Annotated in this window: 18 protein-coding genes and 2 tRNA genes; 12 read left to right on the plus strand and 8 right to left on the minus strand. The window is 62.0% G+C overall.

Annotation, left to right across the window (positions count from 1 at the left end):
• Positions 1-274 precede the first annotated feature (274 nt).
• Positions 275-463 (plus strand): hypothetical protein, encoded by a 189-nt coding sequence (locus INQ47_RS00005; RefSeq protein WP_209965016.1) that lies wholly within the window; start codon positions 275-277, stop codon positions 461-463.
• Between the two features lie 4 nt (positions 464-467).
• Here INQ47_RS00005 and INQ47_RS00010 read toward each other — a convergent pair whose 3' ends face one another.
• The 3 genes from INQ47_RS00010 to nhaR form a co-directional block, all read right to left on the minus strand.
• A complete protein-coding gene (locus tag INQ47_RS00010; protein WP_021782790.1) occupies positions 468-1,115 on the minus strand; it encodes a YceH family protein in 648 nt (215 codons plus the stop codon).
• 88 nt (positions 1,116-1,203) lie between these two features.
• Entirely contained in the window at positions 1,204-2,415 is a 1,212-nt protein-coding gene (gene sstT, locus INQ47_RS00015) for a serine/threonine transporter SstT (protein WP_252460632.1), read from the minus strand.
• A 97-nt stretch (positions 2,416-2,512) separates the two neighbouring features.
• The gene (nhaR, locus tag INQ47_RS00020; RefSeq protein WP_021782788.1) at positions 2,513-3,406 is read right to left on the minus strand and encodes a transcriptional activator NhaR; all 894 of its coding nucleotides are present in this window, start codon (positions 3,404-3,406) and stop codon (positions 2,513-2,515) included.
• Positions 3,407-3,538: 132 nt separating this feature from the next.
• Here nhaR and INQ47_RS00025 point away from each other — a divergent pair, with 132 nt between their 5' ends.
• Both INQ47_RS00025 and INQ47_RS00030 read left to right on the plus strand, forming a co-directional pair.
• Positions 3,539-3,778 (plus strand): hypothetical protein, encoded by a 240-nt coding sequence (locus INQ47_RS00025; RefSeq protein WP_021782787.1) that lies wholly within the window; start codon positions 3,539-3,541, stop codon positions 3,776-3,778.
• A gap of 28 nt (positions 3,779-3,806) precedes the next feature.
• Positions 3,807-4,559 carry a TerC family protein gene (locus INQ47_RS00030; RefSeq protein WP_252460631.1) on the plus strand — a complete coding sequence of 251 codons (753 nt, stop codon included), beginning with the start codon at positions 3,807-3,809 and terminating at the stop codon, positions 4,557-4,559.
• Positions 4,560-4,689: 130 nt separating this feature from the next.
• Here the strand turns inward: INQ47_RS00030 and INQ47_RS00035 are convergent, their stop codons facing one another.
• Complete coding sequence (locus INQ47_RS00035) at positions 4,690-4,869, minus strand: hypothetical protein (RefSeq protein WP_021782785.1); 180 nt, start codon at positions 4,867-4,869, stop codon at positions 4,690-4,692.
• Positions 4,870-5,035: 166 nt separating this feature from the next.
• Here INQ47_RS00035 and INQ47_RS00040 point away from each other — a divergent pair, with 166 nt between their 5' ends.
• The gene (locus INQ47_RS00040) at positions 5,036-5,770 is read left to right on the plus strand and encodes a peptidase C39 family protein (protein WP_021782784.1); all 735 of its coding nucleotides are present in this window, start codon (positions 5,036-5,038) and stop codon (positions 5,768-5,770) included.
• A gap of 90 nt (positions 5,771-5,860) precedes the next feature.
• Here the strand turns inward: INQ47_RS00040 and INQ47_RS00045 are convergent, their stop codons facing one another.
• On the minus strand, positions 5,861-7,144 hold the full coding sequence (locus tag INQ47_RS00045; protein WP_003250557.1) for an FAD-binding oxidoreductase: 1,284 nt from the start codon (positions 7,142-7,144) through the stop codon (positions 5,861-5,863).
• Between the two features lie 203 nt (positions 7,145-7,347).
• Between INQ47_RS00045 and INQ47_RS00050 the strand changes: the two genes are divergently transcribed.
• The 4 genes from INQ47_RS00050 (at position 7,348) to INQ47_RS00065 (ending at position 8,951) form a co-directional block, all read left to right on the plus strand.
• Positions 7,348-7,424 (plus strand) — tRNA-Val (locus tag INQ47_RS00050).
• 171 nt (positions 7,425-7,595) lie between these two features.
• Positions 7,596-7,672: transfer RNA gene (locus tag INQ47_RS00055), tRNA-Val, on the plus strand.
• Positions 7,673-7,803: 131 nt separating this feature from the next.
• Positions 7,804-8,373: an SPOR domain-containing protein gene (locus tag INQ47_RS00060; protein WP_252460025.1), complete on the plus strand. Its 570-nt coding sequence runs from the start codon at positions 7,804-7,806 to the stop codon at positions 8,371-8,373.
• A 152-nt stretch (positions 8,374-8,525) separates the two neighbouring features.
• Entirely contained in the window at positions 8,526-8,951 is a 426-nt protein-coding gene (locus INQ47_RS00065) for a GTP pyrophosphokinase (RefSeq protein WP_103469207.1), read from the plus strand.
• 3 nt (positions 8,952-8,954) lie between these two features.
• Here the strand turns inward: INQ47_RS00065 and INQ47_RS00070 are convergent, their stop codons facing one another.
• From INQ47_RS00070 to INQ47_RS00080, 3 genes are all read right to left on the minus strand, one after another.
• Entirely contained in the window at positions 8,955-9,647 is a 693-nt protein-coding gene (locus INQ47_RS00070; RefSeq protein WP_339442856.1) for an endonuclease I family protein, read from the minus strand.
• A gap of 6 nt (positions 9,648-9,653) precedes the next feature.
• The gene (locus INQ47_RS00075; protein ID WP_004574330.1) at positions 9,654-9,896 is read right to left on the minus strand and encodes a DUF1654 domain-containing protein; all 243 of its coding nucleotides are present in this window, start codon (positions 9,894-9,896) and stop codon (positions 9,654-9,656) included.
• Between the two features lie 215 nt (positions 9,897-10,111).
• The gene (locus INQ47_RS00080) at positions 10,112-11,200 is read right to left on the minus strand and encodes an asparaginase (RefSeq protein ID WP_021782780.1); all 1,089 of its coding nucleotides are present in this window, start codon (positions 11,198-11,200) and stop codon (positions 10,112-10,114) included.
• A gap of 403 nt (positions 11,201-11,603) precedes the next feature.
• Between INQ47_RS00080 and INQ47_RS00085 the strand changes: the two genes are divergently transcribed.
• The 4 genes from INQ47_RS00085 to INQ47_RS00100 are packed head-to-tail and all read left to right on the plus strand — an operon-like array spanning position 11,604 to position 16,156.
• Positions 11,604-12,563, plus strand: coding sequence for a sugar ABC transporter substrate-binding protein (locus INQ47_RS00085; protein ID WP_021782779.1), 960 nt, complete (start codon positions 11,604-11,606; stop codon positions 12,561-12,563).
• A 20-nt stretch (positions 12,564-12,583) separates the two neighbouring features.
• Positions 12,584-14,137, plus strand: a complete 1,554-nt coding sequence (locus INQ47_RS00090) for a sugar ABC transporter ATP-binding protein (RefSeq protein ID WP_404700710.1) — start codon at positions 12,584-12,586, stop codon at positions 14,135-14,137.
• Positions 14,134-15,129, plus strand: coding sequence for an ABC transporter permease (locus INQ47_RS00095; RefSeq protein ID WP_252460022.1), 996 nt, complete (start codon positions 14,134-14,136; stop codon positions 15,127-15,129). The genes INQ47_RS00090 and INQ47_RS00095 overlap by 4 nt, the downstream gene beginning before the upstream one ends.
• Positions 15,130-15,133: 4 nt before the next feature.
• Positions 15,134-16,156, plus strand: coding sequence for a LacI family DNA-binding transcriptional regulator (locus INQ47_RS00100; RefSeq protein WP_252460021.1), 1,023 nt, complete (start codon positions 15,134-15,136; stop codon positions 16,154-16,156).
• The last annotated feature ends 1 nt before the right edge of the window (position 16,157 follow it).

Here is a 16,157-nt window from a genome sequence, read left to right on the forward strand (position 1 = left end):
GCTCCACATCAGTGGAAGACAGGGAATCGTGTTTCGAACTATGCTTTTTCATGGTCTCGCCCTCGCTGCCGTTGGCTTCTTCGAACACCACCGTGGCACTGTGATGCCTCGGCGGGGGCGAGTCCATCGATTACACAGATTGGTGGTGGACACACATCGGGAGTTGGACACAGACCGCTGTAGGAGCGGGTTCACCCGCGAAAGGGCCGGTACAAGCAAAGCATCAACCTGAAGGTGTCTATGCTTACACGTAAACCCCTCAGGAATCCCCCGCATGACCCTGATCAGCCGCGAACCCTGGTGGCTAGTCCCCCCAAAGCCCGGGCAGCAAGAGCAGGACCTGCACTGGGGCTACCTGGAAATCTACGCCGACGGTCGCGCTGTGTTCGTCGACCAGCGCCCCACTGACCGGGAGCTGGCCGAGCGCAAGAGCTGCCGCAATTTCCCCGACCCCGAGCTGTGACGGCTCAGCCTTCCAGCTCGGCCAGGCGCGCTTCCAGCGCCGCAATGCGGGCTTCGAGGGCTTCGATGCGGTCTTCTGACACACTGCCGCCACTGTTGCGCGCGCCGCCTTCCTGTTGGCGTGCAGCGAGAATCGCCTCGATTTCCGCCGGGTCGCCCAAGGCATGGGTGTAGCGGTCTTCACGCTGGCCGGCCTGACGTGGCAGGTGCAAGGCCAGGTCCCGCGAGATCAGGCGCTCCAGCTGATGCTGGATCTGCTCGGTGTCGTCAAAGTCGTGCAGGCGGTTGCTACGGGTCAGCAGTTCGTTGAGGGTTTGCGGGCCCCGCAGGAACATCAGGCCCATCAGCACCAACTGTGCTGGCACCAGCTCCAGTGCCTTGTCTACCCGATGTTCCCAGCGGTCGGCACGGCTGCCCATCTGCAGGCGGGTCATGCCCTGACCTTCGAGGGCGCGCAGCGCCTGGCCGACCTGGCCTTGGGTGAGGTTCATCACCGGCTCGCGGCTGGTCTTCTGGTTGCAGGCCAGGACCAGGGCATTGAGGGTCAGCGGGTAGCTTTCCGGGCTTGTGGCCTGCTTTTCGATCAGCGAGCCGAGAACGCGGATCTCGATGCTGTTGAAGCGGCCTTCACCTGCGGTTTCGTGTTCTGACATGGCCCTGTCTCGTGGCTGGGGAAAGGCCACTAGGGTAGGTAATGCCATCGCGTAAGGCAATTGGGGCCGCAATGCGGCCCCCGCGCGCTTAGCCGTTACGCCGCTCTTCAGCCTGACACGCCGCCGCAGTGAACAGCACATCGGTCGAAGAATTCAGCGCCGTTTCGGCCGAATCCTGCAACACGCCAATGATGAAGCCCACCGCCACTACCTGCATGGCAATTTCGCTTGGGATGCCAAACAGGCTGCACGCCAGCGGAATCAGCAGCAGCGAACCCCCGGCCACGCCCGAGGCGCCGCAGGCGCACACTGCCGCCACCACGCTGAGCAGCACGGCAGTTGGCAGGTCCACCTGGATACCCAGGGTATGCACTGCGGCCAGGGTCAGCACGGTAATGGTGGTTGCCGCACCGGCCATGTTGATGGTCGCGCCCAGCGGGATCGACACCGAGTAAGTGTCTTTATGCAGGCCAAGGCGTTCCGACAATGCCAGGTTAACCGGGATGTTGGCGGCCGAACTGCGGGTGAAGAACGCAGTAATGCCGCTTTCACGCAGGCACAGCAGTGTCAGTGGGTAGGGGTTGCGGCGGATCTTCCAGAACACGATCAGCGGGTTCATCACCAGCGCCACGAATAGCATGCAGCCAATCAGTACCGCCAGCAGGTGCAGGTAGCCGAGCAGGGCGTCCAGGCCAGACTGTGCCAGGGTGGAGCTGACCAGGCCAAAAATGCCCAGCGGGGCGAAGCGGATGACCATGCGCACGATCAGGGTGACGCCATTGGACAGGTCTGCGACCACGGTGCGGGTGGTTTCGCCGGCATGGCGCAGGGCCACGCCCAAGCCGACGGCCCAGGTCAGCACGCCGATGAAGTTGGCATTGAGCAGGGCATTGACCGGGTTGTCTACCGCGCTCAGCAGCAGGTTCTGCATCACCTCGGCGATGCCGCCTGGCGCGCTCAGCGTGGCTTCGCTGGTGCTTAGCGCCAGGTGCGAGGGGAACAGCATGCTGGCAACCACGGCCACCACTGCAGCGGCAAAGGTGCCCAGCAGGTACAGCCAGAGGATCGGGCGAATGTGGACTTCCTGGCCGTGACGATGGTTGGCGACCGAAGCCATGACCAGGATGAACACCAGCACGGGCGCAACCGCCTTCAGGGCACTGACGAACACCTTGCCAAGAAAGGCCAGGTCACGGGCGATGGCAGGTGCCAGCAGGGCGAGGGCGATGCCGGCGAGCAGGCCGATGACGATCTGGGTCACCAGGCTGGTGCGGTTGAGGAGGCGGAGAAAAGGGGTCATGTGCAGCGGTATCTCGGAATCTGGAAAGGGCGGACTTTACCATAGAGCACCTATGGCGCATGCCGGCCCGTGCTCGTAGTCAATCAGGCTTTTACGGCTACCAGTGAAACAACTCCCGCCGCGCCCCCTCGGTAATCGCCACGATCCCTGGGTGCTTGACCTTGCGCTCCACCGAAATGGCATAGAACGATTCGTGCACGGCTTCGGTTTGCCCGATCAGTTGCACGCCATACTGACGGCACACCTCTTCGGCGATTACGCTGGGAGCAACGAAAATGCCGCTGCCCGACTGCCCGAACGCTTGCATCAAGGCACTGTCATCGAACTCCCCCACGATCCGTGGCTGCACCTGCTGCTCGCCCAGCCACCGCAGCAGGCGGCTGCGTACCACGGTCTCCTGGCCGGGAACAAGCAGCGGAGCATCCTGCAGACACGCTGGAAAAGGACCGTCCAGCCGTTGTACCAGCGCCGGGGTGGCGAAGAAGCTCAGCCCGCACTCGCCCAGCTTCTGGCTGTAGCCCTTGATGTCCAGGTGGTTGGGCATGGGGCTGTCGGAAATCACCAGGTCCAGGCGCTGGATAGCCAGGTCTGCCAGTAACCGCTCGAGTTTGTCCTCGCGGCAGTTGATGCGCAGCACCTCCTCCAGATCCATGGTCGGTGCCAGCAGGCGGTAGACAATGGATTTGGGCACCACGTCAGCCACCCCCACACGAAACAGGATCTGCTCCTGAGGGCCGGCGCGCAGCATGGCTTCAAGCTCGCTGCCAATCTGAAACATCTGTTCTGCATACACCAGGGCCTGGCGGCCGGTTTCGGTCAGTTCCAGCTGCCGGCCGGCGCGCTGGAACAGTTCCAGGCCGTAGGTTTGCTCGAACAGGGTGATCTGCCCGCTGATGGTTTGCGGTGTGAGGTTCAGCTGTTGGCTGGCGCGGGTGATGCTGCCCGTCTTGGCCACGGCCCAGAAGTAATGCAGCTGGCGATAGTTAAGCACCGTCGGTCGTTCCGATTCGTAAAAACCGAAGTATATGCCATGAAAATACGAATTTTCCTGAACTATTGCCGTCTCTAGAATGCACGGCTACCAGGCGCCATGCGCCGCCGGGTTATTTCAAGCGAGGACACCATGCTGCAATTCAAATCCATTGGCACCCCGTTGGTGCTGGCTTTGGCCCTGTTCACCCTGGCAGGCTGCGACCAGGCCGAGAAATCCGCCCAGCAGATGCTCGACCAGGCAGCGCAGTCGGCCAAGCAGGCCATCGACGACACCAACAAGGCTGCCCAGCAGGCGCTGAGCGAAGCCATCGGCAGCGAAGGGCACAAGCCCAAGGATGCCGAGAAGAAAGAAGAAACCCAGGAAATCTGACCCCAACCGACGCTGCAGGATTTGAACAATGGAATATTTGCTGGAACTCGCCGCTAGCCCGACCGCCTGGGTTGCCCTGGCTACGCTGGTGGCCATGGAAATTGTACTGGGCATCGACAACCTGATCTTCATCTCGATCCTGACCAACAAACTGCCGGTGGAGTACCGCTCCAAGGCGCGCCGTATCGGTATCAGCATGGCTTTGGTCATGCGACTGGCCTTGCTCAGCACCGTGGCCTGGATCGTTCAGCTGACCGACCCGGTGTTCGAAGTGTTCGGCAACGCCTTCTCGTGGAAGGATGTGATCCTGATTGCCGGTGGTCTTTTCCTGCTGTGGAAGGCGACCAAGGAGATTCACGAAAACGTCGACCCGCATGGCGCCAAGGAGGAAGCCAAAGTCTCCTCCACGGTTACTCTGGGCTTTGCTGCGGCGATCTTCCAGATCCTGCTGCTGGACATCGTCTTCTCGGTCGACAGCATCATCACCGCCGTGGGCATGACCGAGCACCTGCCTATCATGATTATCGCCGTTATCACTGCTGTGATCGTGATGATGGTGGCAGCCGATCCGCTGGCCAATTTCATCAACGACAACCCGACCGTGGTCATGCTGGCGCTGGGCTTCCTCATCATGATCGGCATGACGCTGATCGCCGAAGGCTTCGGCGCCCATGTCCCCAAGGGCTATGTGTATGCGGCCATGGCGTTCTCGACGGCTATCGAGGTCCTCAACATCCTGGCCCGCCGGGCGCGTTTGAAGCGTGAGGCGGCTGAAGGTTGATGTAAAAAAGGGGCGCATTGCGCCCCCCTCACCGACAAGCCCGCTCTTACAGGTACCTCGCGTCCCACTGGCATTGCGAAATACCTGTGCAGCGGGCTTGTCGGTGAGTGGGCTTCAGAAAATCCTGAGGTTAGCTCACCCCGGCATGCCGCCGCGCCCGTGATACCGGCTGTGGCCTTGGCGGGGCCTGCGGTGGCAGGTGGTGATGGTGTGCATGACGCCGCACGATACGCAGTACACCCCACAGCATGGCGGCTGCGACGCTTAGCCACATGCCTACCAGCATGAGTATTGCCATGGTCAGGCTCATCTGTGCCTCCATCTCTACGGCAAGCGCTTGATTGGCCCGCGTTTACCTTCCAGACACTGCTTTAGTCTAGCCCTTCGCCTGTGACGTTCCATCGAACAATGGTCGATCTCTAGTGCCGATTCGCTCCAAGGCGCTGTCGGACTATACCCGCGCGGCTGTCGGACCTATGATCGGTGGCCAGAGCCGGGCGCTGCCTGCCTGGCGTTGGAACAAGCGAGTGTCCATGGAGCAACATTCCTTCAAGGCTGCCCCCCGGCGGTTACTGGCCGCCTGTCTGCTGGCTGCCACCCTGGCCGGCTGCGCCAGCGCACCGCCCGGTAACCTCAAGGGCCTGCCGCAGCGGGTCGAAATCAGCAGCGTGCCGTTCTACCGTGGCAACGCCAACCACAGCGGGGCCATGGCGCTGGCGGCAGTGCTGTCGCAGCAGGGGGCACCTATTACGCCGGGCTTGCTGGATAAGCCGCTGAACCTGCCTCAGGGCGCCGAAACGCTGGATACCGCTATTCCCCGTGTGGCGCGGGACTACGGCAGGGTGGTGTACCCGCTGGACAAGCAACTGGACGCGCTGCTGACCCAGGTGGCAGCGGGCAACCCGGTGCTGCTGCGTTACGAGGAAGGTTCGGCCTGGTGGAGCGAGCCGCGCTATGCGGTGTTGATGGGGTATGACCGTTACAAGCAGCGGGTGCTGCTGCGCTCGGGTATGCACCGGCGGCAGATGATGGCATTCGATGACTTTGCATCGGCGTGGGCGAAGCAGGGGAGTTGGGCGGTGCTGGTGCAGCCACCTCGGCAACTGCCGGCTCAGGTTGATCGCCAGCGGTGGTTGCACGCTGCGGATGAACTGGCCAAGGCGGGGCAAGAGATTGCGGCGAAGCAGGCGGTAAATAGCCTGAACAAATAGCGCTGCCAGTGCCTGCCCCTTCGCAGGTAAGCCCGCGCCCACACGGACTGTGCAAATAGCACAAATCCTGTGGGCGCGGGCTTGCCTGAATCAGAAGCCCAGGCGATCGCGCAGGCTGTAGTACCAGGCACCGATGGCGCTGAAGGGTACGCGCAGCATCTGGCCACCCGGGAACGGGTAGTGCGGCAGGCCGGCAAAGGCGTCGAAGCGCTCTGCCTGGCCGCGCAGGGCCTCGGCCAGTACCTTGCCCGCCAGGTGGGTATAGGTCACGCCGTGGCCCGAGCAACCCTGCGAGTAGTAGATGTTGTCGCCGATCCGGCCAACCTGTGGCAGGCGCGACAGGGTCAGCAGGAAGTTACCGGTCCAGGCGTAGTCGATCTTCACGTTCTTCAGCTGCGGGAAGGCCTTGAGCATTTTCGGGCGGATGATCGCCTCGATGTTGGCCGGGTCACGCGCGCCGTACACCACGCCGCCACCGAAAATCAGGCGCTTGTCGCTGGTCAGGCGATAGTAGTCGAGCAGGTAGTTGCAATCCTCGACGCAGTAGTCCTGCGGCAGCAGGGTGCGTGCCAGTTCTTCGCCCAGTGGCTCGGTGGTGATCACCTGCGTGCCGCATGGCATGGACTTGGCGGCCAGCTCGGGTACCAGGTTGCCCAGGTAGGCGTTGCCGGCAACGATGATGAACTTGGCGCGGACCTTGCCCTGCGGGGTATGCACGACCGGGTTGGCGCCACGTTCGATGCGCACGGCCGGGGTTTGCTCATAGATGATGCCACCCAGCGACTCGACCGCGGCAGCTTCGCCCAGGGCCAGGTTCAGCGGGTGGATGTGGCCGCCGCTCATGTCGAGCATGCCGCCAATGTAGCTGTCGCAGGCAACCACTTCGCGGATGCGCTTCTGGTCCATCAGCTCCAGCTGATTATGGCCAAAGCGTTCCCACAGGCGCTTTTGCGATTCCAGGTGGCCCATCTGCTTGCTGGTAAGGGCGGCGAATACGCCACCATCTTTCAGGTCGCACTGAATGTTGTACTTGGCCACGCGCTCACGAATGATGCGCCCGCCCTCGAAGGCCATGTGGCCCAGCAGTTGTGCCTGCTTGGGGCCAACGGTGCGTTCGATGACATCAATGTCGCGGCTGTAGCTGTTGACGATCTGACCGCCGTTGCGGCCCGATGCGCCAAAGCCGACCTTGGCCGCTTCGACGATGCTTACCTTGAAGCCGTTCTCCAGAAGGAACAGGGCGCTGGACAGGCCGGTGTAGCCGGCACCGATGATGCACACATCGGTTTCCACCTCACCCTGCAGCGCCGGACGTGGCGGCACCGGGTTGGCCGAGGCGGCGTAGTAGGACTGGGGGTAGGGGGTGTTAGCCATGCTGCAGGAACCTCGTGTTTTATATTTTTAACGAATGTACCGATGCTATCAATAATAATAAACACCCGCTAGTCGTCTGGTGAAAATCCTTTACGGGATACCCTTCAGCCCGCCTTTATATAAAGAGTTTAAGATTCAGTAGGTTAGCGCGAAAAAAAGTGTTGACAGGGTTTTTGTAATGCGTAGAATGCGCACCACACGACAGGCACATAGCTCAGTTGGTTAGAGCACCACCTTGACATGGTGGGGGTCGTTGGTTCGAGTCCAATTGTGCCTACCAAATCGAAAAAGGGGTGATCCGAAAGGGTCACCCCTTTTTTCATTGTCCATTGCCATGTGTGTTGAAAACCGCGGTATGGGCATGAAGCACTTGCATGCGAAAGTTTTTGATTTTTCTCAAAAAAAAGCTTTACAGGTACGCATCTGATCACTAATATGCGCACCACACGACAGGCACATAGCTCAGTTGGTTAGAGCACCACCTTGACATGGTGGGGGTCGTTGGTTCGAGTCCAATTGTGCCTACCAAATCGAAAAAGGGCGATCAGAAATGATCGCCCTTTTTGCATTTGCGCCCGAAGCAGCGTGTAACGTTTGGTCGCGGTTCGGGCATACCCCGGCGTGCTAGAATCCGCCCCTTCGAATCTGGAGGTACACGCGTGCGCAAACTGGCTGTGGTAATGGCAGTGCTCGCCCTGGCGGGCTGTGAGAACGAGGTCGAAGGCGTGCACAAGCAGGTGGCCGAACACCTGCACAACCCCAAGACCGCCAAGTTCGGCAACGTGCGGATCGACACCCAAGGCACCATCTGCGGTCAGGTGCGCGGCAAGGACGATGCCGGGCAGTACGAAGCCTACCGCAGCTACGTGGCGATCAAGCGCGACGGCCAGTACGACATCATCGTCGACGATACCGGCAATAACCTGCGTATCCGCGAGCTTTGCGGCGGCGCCGACCTGCAGCGGCGTGCCGAGGCCCTGGCAGACCAGCCGGCGCCCCAGGGTTGGGATGTGGAAGTGGTGCAGGGCGCCAACATGGGGGCGCTCAGCGACATGACGGCGCGCCTGATCGAAAAGGGCATCCCGTCTTCGGTGGAGTACCGCGACGGCAAGCCGGTGGTGCTGCTGGGGCCGTTCCCCACCCGCGAAGAGGCGCAAGCGCGCAGGGATGAAGTGATGGCCAAGCTGGGTACCGATTCGGTGGTCATCCAGCACGGCGCATCACGCTAGGGTCTGTTTTCAACGCAGCATGAACAAGTATCAAGGCTTTTCCTACAGAGCCTAAGCCTGGGCGGAGGCGCCGCAGCCAAGGTTTGTGTCAGGCGCTGTTCACACAAGTTTGGCTATGCTTGGGTGGGTAGCGGCCAAACGGGGAGGGCCTCATGTCTACACTGGAGCGGGCCATTGCCGTGGCCGCCAGGGCGCATGAAGGGCAATACGATAAGGGTGGGGCGGCTTATATCCTCCACCCGTTACGCGTGATGATGCGGGTTTCCACACCTGAACAGCGGATTGTGGCGGTGCTTCACGATGTGATCGAAGATACCCCGCTGACCCTGTCCGACCTGGCGCGTGAGGGCTTCGCGCTGAAAATCCTGGCCGCGTTGCTGGCGCTTAGCCGCCGCGAGGGCGAGCCTTACCAGGATTTCGTAGTGCGCCTGGGCGGTGATCCGTTGGCGCGCACCGTCAAGCTGGCTGATCTGGCCGACAACAGTGATCTCTCGCGCATCCCCTGTCCGGGCCCCGCCGATCTGGCGCGGCTGGCCCGTTACCGGGAAGCCAGCGCCTACTTACAAGCGCTGGCTTAAGGGTCAACCGCACGCCTTGAGGTTGACCGGCCCCACGAATGCGTTTCCCCGCCCCATCACGCAGGCGACCTGTTGGTTGCGTTGCCGCTCCCAGGCTTGCGGCGGGTAGGTCTTGTTCCAGGCTTCGAACAGCTGGCGGTCCTGTTTGGACAGGCGCAGGTTGTACTGCTTGCTCATGTAGAAGTAGGTGCGGGCGATCATGCCGCGGATCGATGGGCGCGGCATCACTTTCCTGGCCTTGAAGTCGACTTGGGTCAGGCAGCGGCCATACTGGCCGCGTTGTTCCGGCAGCCAGCCGAAACTGAAGTTGCTGCGGTCGCCGTTGACCTCACCGATGCTTGGCACCAGGTTGTGCAGGTCGGCTTCGGCGCGCTGGTACACTTCGTCATGCTGCGAGCACTGCTTGCGCCCGCCACTCTGCCAGCATTGGCGCTGATGGCCGATCTGCCAGGCGGGTACGATGTGTTCCCATTCGATGCGCGAGGCGCGCCGGGCATTCTTGCGCGGGGTATAGCCGCAGGACGCCAGGTCGACCTTGTTGCCCTTGTATTTGCACCCGCAATAGAACTCGGTCGATTGCGGTGCATAGAGCTTCCAGGCGACCTTCTTGGCCTCCTGGAAGGTACGCGGGGCGTCGGCTTGAGCAAACGGCGTGGTCAGTAACAGGCAAGCGGCTGCGAAAAACGAAACTCTCATGCGCAGTCAGTCTTCCTTTGGTACGGTCCAGAAAATCTGCACGCCGCCATCGTCACGGTGGGCGAGGGTGACGTTGTCGTTCTCGGCAATCTCCTGAAGCAGGGTTTCCCAGTCATCCGGGCTTTCCTGTTCCAGGCGGAAGATCAGCGCCGCGCGGCTGCGCTGGGCGGTGGGGCTGTTGATGATCTTCTGGATGCGTACACCCAGCTGTTCATAGCTGCTCGGGGTGGCGGAGGCGGTGCTGGACACAGGAATTTCCTTGTTTTTGCTGTATGCACGTACAGTATTTCACTGTAAGTAAATTCGCAACAGCTTGTCAGGAGAAATCCAGTGTTGGCCTGTAAACCATGAGGCCGGTCAGAAAGGTAAGCGATGTCGCCGGTTTTCACCCTCAGTGTCTGTGCGGTTCAGGAGGGGGCAGTGAGGCCCTCAGAGCCGGCGCACCGGCCCTGAGGGGGGAACACTCAGTATTCCCAGAAGATGCGCTGCAGTTCCTTGCTGTCCTGGGTCTTGGTCATTGCCACCATCGCCAGGATCCGCGCCTTCTGCGGGTTCAGGTCGTGAGCCACGACCCAGTCGTTTTTGTCATCCGGCTGTTCGGCGTTACGCAGTACGAAACCACCCTGGTTGACATGCGACGAGCGGATGATCTGCACGCCGTTCTTGCGCAGTTCTTGCAGCGCCGGGACTACCCGCGACGATACCGAACCGTTGCCGGTACCGGCATGGATCAGCGCCTTGGCGCCGTTTTGCGCCAGCGCCTTGTAGGCGGTGTCGGTGACGTTGCCATAGCCATAGGCAATGTCTACCTGCGGCAGGCTGCTGATCTGCTTGATGTCGAACTCGGAATTGACCGTATGGCGCTTGGCCGGCAGGCGGAACCAGTACGATTTGCCTTCAACTACCATGCCCATCGGGCCCCAGGCGCTCTTGAAGGCTTCGGTCTTGATGTTGACCGCCTTGCTCACATCGCGGCCGGACTGGATCTCGTCGTTCATGGTCACCAGTACGCCTTTGCCACGCGACTGTTTGTCGCTGGCTACGGCCACGGCGTTGTACAGGTTGAGCATGCCGTCGGCGGACATGGCGGTACCTGGGCGCATCGAGCCGACCACCACGATTGGCTTGTCGGTCTTCTCTACCAGGTTGAGGAAGTAGGCGGTTTCTTCGAGGGTGTCGGTGCCGTGGGTGATGACGATACCGTCGACGTCCTTGCTTTCGGCCAGCTCGGCGACGCGCTTGCCCAGTTTCAGCAGGTCGTCATTGCTGATGCTCTCGGAGGCGATCTGCATCACTTGTTCGCCGCGTACGTTGGCGATGTCGGCCAGTTCTGGTACACCGGCGATGAGCTTGTCGACGCCCAGCTTGGCAGCCTGGTAAGTGGCGCTGTTGGCAGCGCTGGCACCGGCGCCGGCAATGGTGCCGCCGGTGGCGAGGATGACCACGTTGGCCAGCTTCTGTTGGGTTTCGGCTTCTTTGGCCGAGGCACTGGTTGGCAGGATCAGCAGCAGGGCGAGTGCGCTGGGGGCGAAGGTTTTCAGTGCGGCATTCATCGTTATTGTTCTCGCTTCCTAGTGAGATAGTTATTGAGTCGCGCACGGCTACAGGCATTTTTCGTACCAAGGCACCACGCGCTGCCTGGGTGGGAGCGGCCTGGCGTTGCAATGGGCTGCTTGGCAGCCCCGGCAATGCGTGGTGTTGCACCGAGCCGGGGGCGCCGCGCGACGCATTCGTGACGCGAGACCGCGCCTGCAAAAAAGGGGGGAGCTGCATTCGCAATTCCGAACAAAAAAGGTAAAGGTGTTCGGGTTTTCGGAAATTCTGCATAATCGGCCTCAGCAGCACTCTGGCCTCCGATAGCCAAACGGATTTGACAAACAACGGTCCTGTTACCATAGTTGGTCAACGCAAACGTTTGCGATCCGATAAAAAACACAAGATTCGGAGTCATCGTCCATGAAGCTGCCGTTCCCCGGTCGTCTGCTGGCCCTCGCTGTCATTTCCTCGCTTAGCCTCGCCTTGCCATTGTCTGCTGCCCACGCCGAAGACAAGCCCAAAGTCGCCCTTGTCATGAAGTCGCTGGCCAACGAGTTCTTCCGCACCATGGAAGACGGCGCCAAGGACTACCAGAAGTCCCACGCCGACGAGTTCGACCTGATCGCCAACGGTATCAAGAACGAAACCGACACTGGCGAGCAGATCCGCATCGTCGAGCAGATGGTCAATGCCGGCGCCAAGGCCCTGGTCATTGCGCCGGCTGACTCGAAGGCACTTGTGTCGGCGGTGAAGAAGGCCATGGACCAGGGGGTGGTGGTGATCAATATCGACAACCGTCTGGACCCTGATCTGCTCAAGAGCAAAGGCATCAGCGTTCCCTTCGTCGGCCCCGACAACCGTAAAGGCGCGCGCCTGGTTGGCGATTACCTGGCCAGCCAGAAGCTCAAGGCCGGCGACCAGGTGGGCATTATCGAAGGCGTGCCGACCACCACCAATGCCCAGCAGCGCACCGCCGGCTTCAAGGACGCCATGAATGCCGCGCAGATGAACATCGTCTCGGTACAAAGCGGCAATTGGGAGATCGACAAAGGCAACGCCGTCGCAGCCTCCATGCTCAACGAATACCCCGACCTGAAGGCCTTGCTGGCTGGCAACGACAGCATGGCGTTGGGCGCTGTGTCCGCCGTGCGTGCCGCTGGCAAGACCGGCCAGGTGCAAGTGGTGGGCTATGACAACATCAATGCCATCAAGCCAATGCTTGCAGACGGTCGCGTGCTTGCCACCCTCGACCAGGCCGCCAGCCAGCAGGCGGTGTACGGCATTCAGGCGGCGCTGAAAATGGTCAAGGGCGAAAAACCAGATGTGGATGCCGACAACGTCATCCAGACCCCGGTCGAACTCATCACCAAGAAGCCCTGATGCTGCCAGGAGAATCGGCCATGCCTGCATCGGCCAATGAAGTGGTGCTCGCCGCCAGCGGCCTGGGCAAGACCTACGCCCAGCCCGTGCTCGGCGAGGTCAGCCTGAACCTGCACGCCGGTGAAGTGCTGGCCCTGACCGGCGAGAACGGCGCTGGCAAGAGCACGTTGTCCAAGCTCATCGGTGGCCTGGAGCTGCCCACCACCGGGCACATGACCTACCGCGGCCAGGCCTACGCGCCCGGCAGTCGCAGTGAGGCCGAACGCCTAGGTGTGCGCATGGTCATGCAGGAGTTGAACCTGCTGCCGACGCTGACTGTGGCGGAGAACCTGTTTCTCGACAACTTGCCCAGCCGCTTTGGCTGGATCAGCCACAAGCGCCTGCGCCAACTGGCAATGGCCGCCATGGCCCGGGTCGGGCTCGACGCCATCGACCCGGACACCCCGGTCGGCGAGCTGGGCATCGGCCATCAGCAGATGGTCGAGATTGCCCGCAACCTGATCGGTGACTGCCATGTACTGATCCTGGACGAACCCACGGCCATGCTCACTGCGCGCGAGGTGGAGTTGCTGTTCACCCAGATCGAGCGCCTGCGTGCGCGTGGCGTGGCCATTGTTTATATCTCGCATCGCCTGGAAGAGTTGCAGCGCGTGGCGCAACGCATCGTTGTGCTGCGCGATGGCAAACTGGTGTGCGACGAGCCGATCCAGCGCTACAGCAGCGCCGAACTGGTCAACCTGATGGTCGGCCGCGAGCTGGGCGAGCATATCGACCTGGGCCGGCGGCAGATAGGTGCACCGCTGCTCAAGGTTGACAAGTTGTGCCGCGGCGACAAGGTGCGCGAGGTGTCGTTCGAAGTCAGGGCAGGGGAAATTTTTGGCATCTCCGGTCTGATCGGCGCCGGCCGTACCGAGCTGTTGCGCCTGATCTACGGTGCCGATCGCGCCGACAGCGGCTGTATCGCGCTGGGCCAACCGCCGCAGGCGGTAAACATCGACTCGCCCAAGGCTGCAGTGCGGGCCGGCATCGCGCTGATAACCGAAGACCGCAAAGGCGAGGGCCTGTTGTTGACGCAGTCGATCAGCGCAAACATTGCGTTGGGCAACCTGGGCGCGGTATCGCGGGCCGGCGTGCTTGATGGCGAGGCGGAAAAGGCCTTGGCCGAACGCCAGATCCAGGCCATGCGCATTCGCAGTGCTGGTGCGCAGCAAGTGGTGGGCGAGCTGTCTGGCGGTAACCAGCAGAAGGTGGTAATTGGCCGCTGGCTGGAGCGCGATTGCCAGGTGCTGCTGTTCGACGAACCCACGCGTGGCATCGATGTGGGCGCCAAGTTCGACATCTATGGCCTGCTGGCCGAGCTGGCGCGTCAAGGCAAGGCCTTGGTGGTGGTGTCCAGTGACCTGCGCGAACTGATGCTGATTTGCGACCGCATCGCCGTGCTGTCCGCCGGCCGCCTGATCGACACCTTCGCGCGTGATCATTGGAGCCAGGACCAGTTGCTTGCCGCCGCCTTCGCCGGTTATCAGAAACGTGACGCACTGCTGCATGATGCAGCCCCCAGGATGGATGCATGAAAACCACCCCGCTCAACAACCAGGAAGCCGCCCCCGTGCGCCGCAGCGGTACGTACTTTGGCCTGGGCACCTATCTGGGCCTGGCTGGCGCCTTGCTGGCGATGATCGTGCTGTTCTCGTTCCTCAGCAGCCACTTCTGGTCGTATGGCACTTTCAGCACGCTGGCCAACCAGATCCCGGACCTGATGGTGCTGGCGGTGGGCATGACCTTTGTGCTGATCATCGGCGGCATCGACCTGTCGGTGGGCTCGGTGCTGGCGCTGGCTGCCTCGACGGTTAGCGTGGCGATACTCGGCTGGGGCTGGGGCGTGCTGCCCTCGGCGCTACTGGGCATGGCCGTGGCCGCGCTGGCCGGCAGCATTACCGGTAGCGTCACCGTGGCCTGGCGCATCCCGTCGTTCATCGTTTCGCTTGGTGTGCTGGAGATGGCCCGTGGCTTGGCCTACCAGTTCACCGACTCGCGCACCGCCTATATCGGCGACGCCTATGCCTGGTTCTCCAACCCGGTCGCCTTTGGTGTTTCGCCAGCGTTCATCATCGCCTTGCTGGTGATCGTGCTCGCCCAGTTGGTCCTGACGCGCACGGTATTCGGTCGTTACCTGATCGGTATCGGCACCAATGAAGAGGCCGTGCGCCTGGCCGGTATCGATCCGCGCCCCTACAAAGTGCTGGTGTTCGCCCTGATGGGCCTGCTCGCCGGCCTGGCCGCGCTGTTCCAGATCTCACGCCTGGAAGCGGCCGACCCCAATGCCGGCTCTGGCCTGGAGCTGCAGGTCATTGCCGCCGTCGTGATCGGCGGCACTAGCCTGATGGGTGGGCGTGGCTCGGTCATCAGCACCTTCTTTGGCGTACTGATCATTTCCGTATTGGCCGCCGGGCTGGCGCAGATCGGTGCCAGCGAGCCGACCAAACGCATCATCACCGGGGCGGTGATCGTCATCGCCGTGGTGCTCGACACTTACCGTAGCCGGCGTTCAGGCCGGCGGAACTGACAACATGGCAACCATCAAAGACGTCGCGGCACTGGCGGGCATTTCGTACACCACCGTGTCTCATGTACTCAACAAGACCCGTCCGGTCAGCGAGCAGGTGCGGCTGAAAGTGGAAGCCGCCATCATTGAGCTGGATTACGTGCCCAGCGCGGTGGCGCGCTCGCTGAAGGCGCGCAGCACGGCCACCATCGGCCTGTTGGTGCCCAACAGCGTCAACCCGTACTTCGCCGAGCTGGCGCGGGGTATCGAAGACGCCTGCGAGCGCAACGGCTATTGCGTGATCCTGTGCAACTCCGACGACAACCCGCAGAAGCAGCGCAGCTACCTGCGCGTGCTGCTGGAAAAGCGCATCGACGGCCTGGTAGTGGCCTCGGTGGGCCAGGACGATGACCTGCTGCAAAGCCTGGCCAGTGTGCGCACGCCAATGGTCATCGTCGACCGTGAACTGGAAGGCGTCGATGCCGACCTGGTGCGCATTGACCACGAGCAAGGGGCGTACCTGGCCACCCAGCACCTGCTGGGGCTTGGCCATCGCGACGTCGCCTATATCGGCGGCCCCGCCGAAACCGGGGTTACCCAGCTGCGCCTGAGCGGCTTCCGCCGTGCCATGGCTGAAGCCGGGGCGCCTGTGCTGGGTAGCCGTGTACTGCACTGCGACTTCACCAGCCCGGGCGGCCATGCAGCGGCGGCGCAGATGCTGGAAGGCAAACGGCCCTCGGCGATCTTTGCCGGTAACGACATGATCGGCTTTGGTGTGCTGCGTGCTGCAGCCGAACGCAATATCAGCGTACCCGGCGAGCTGTCGGTGATCGGCTTCGACGACATCGAACTGAGCCGCTACGTGTACCCACCGCTGACCACAGTGGGCCAGTCGATTCGCGAGCTGGGCGAGAGCGCTGCCTCGTTGCTGCTGACGCGTATCGCTACACCCCGGCAAGGCGCGGCGGAGCAGCGCATTGTCGCCCCGCGTATCGTCTTGCGTGAGTCCACCGGGCCGCGCCCGGACCTGTTCAATGATTACCGCTAAC

This window comes from Pseudomonas sp. 3HC3, from assembly GCF_044904505.1.
Taxonomy (GTDB): Bacteria; Pseudomonadota; Gammaproteobacteria; order Pseudomonadales; family Pseudomonadaceae; genus Aquipseudomonas; species Aquipseudomonas putida_Y.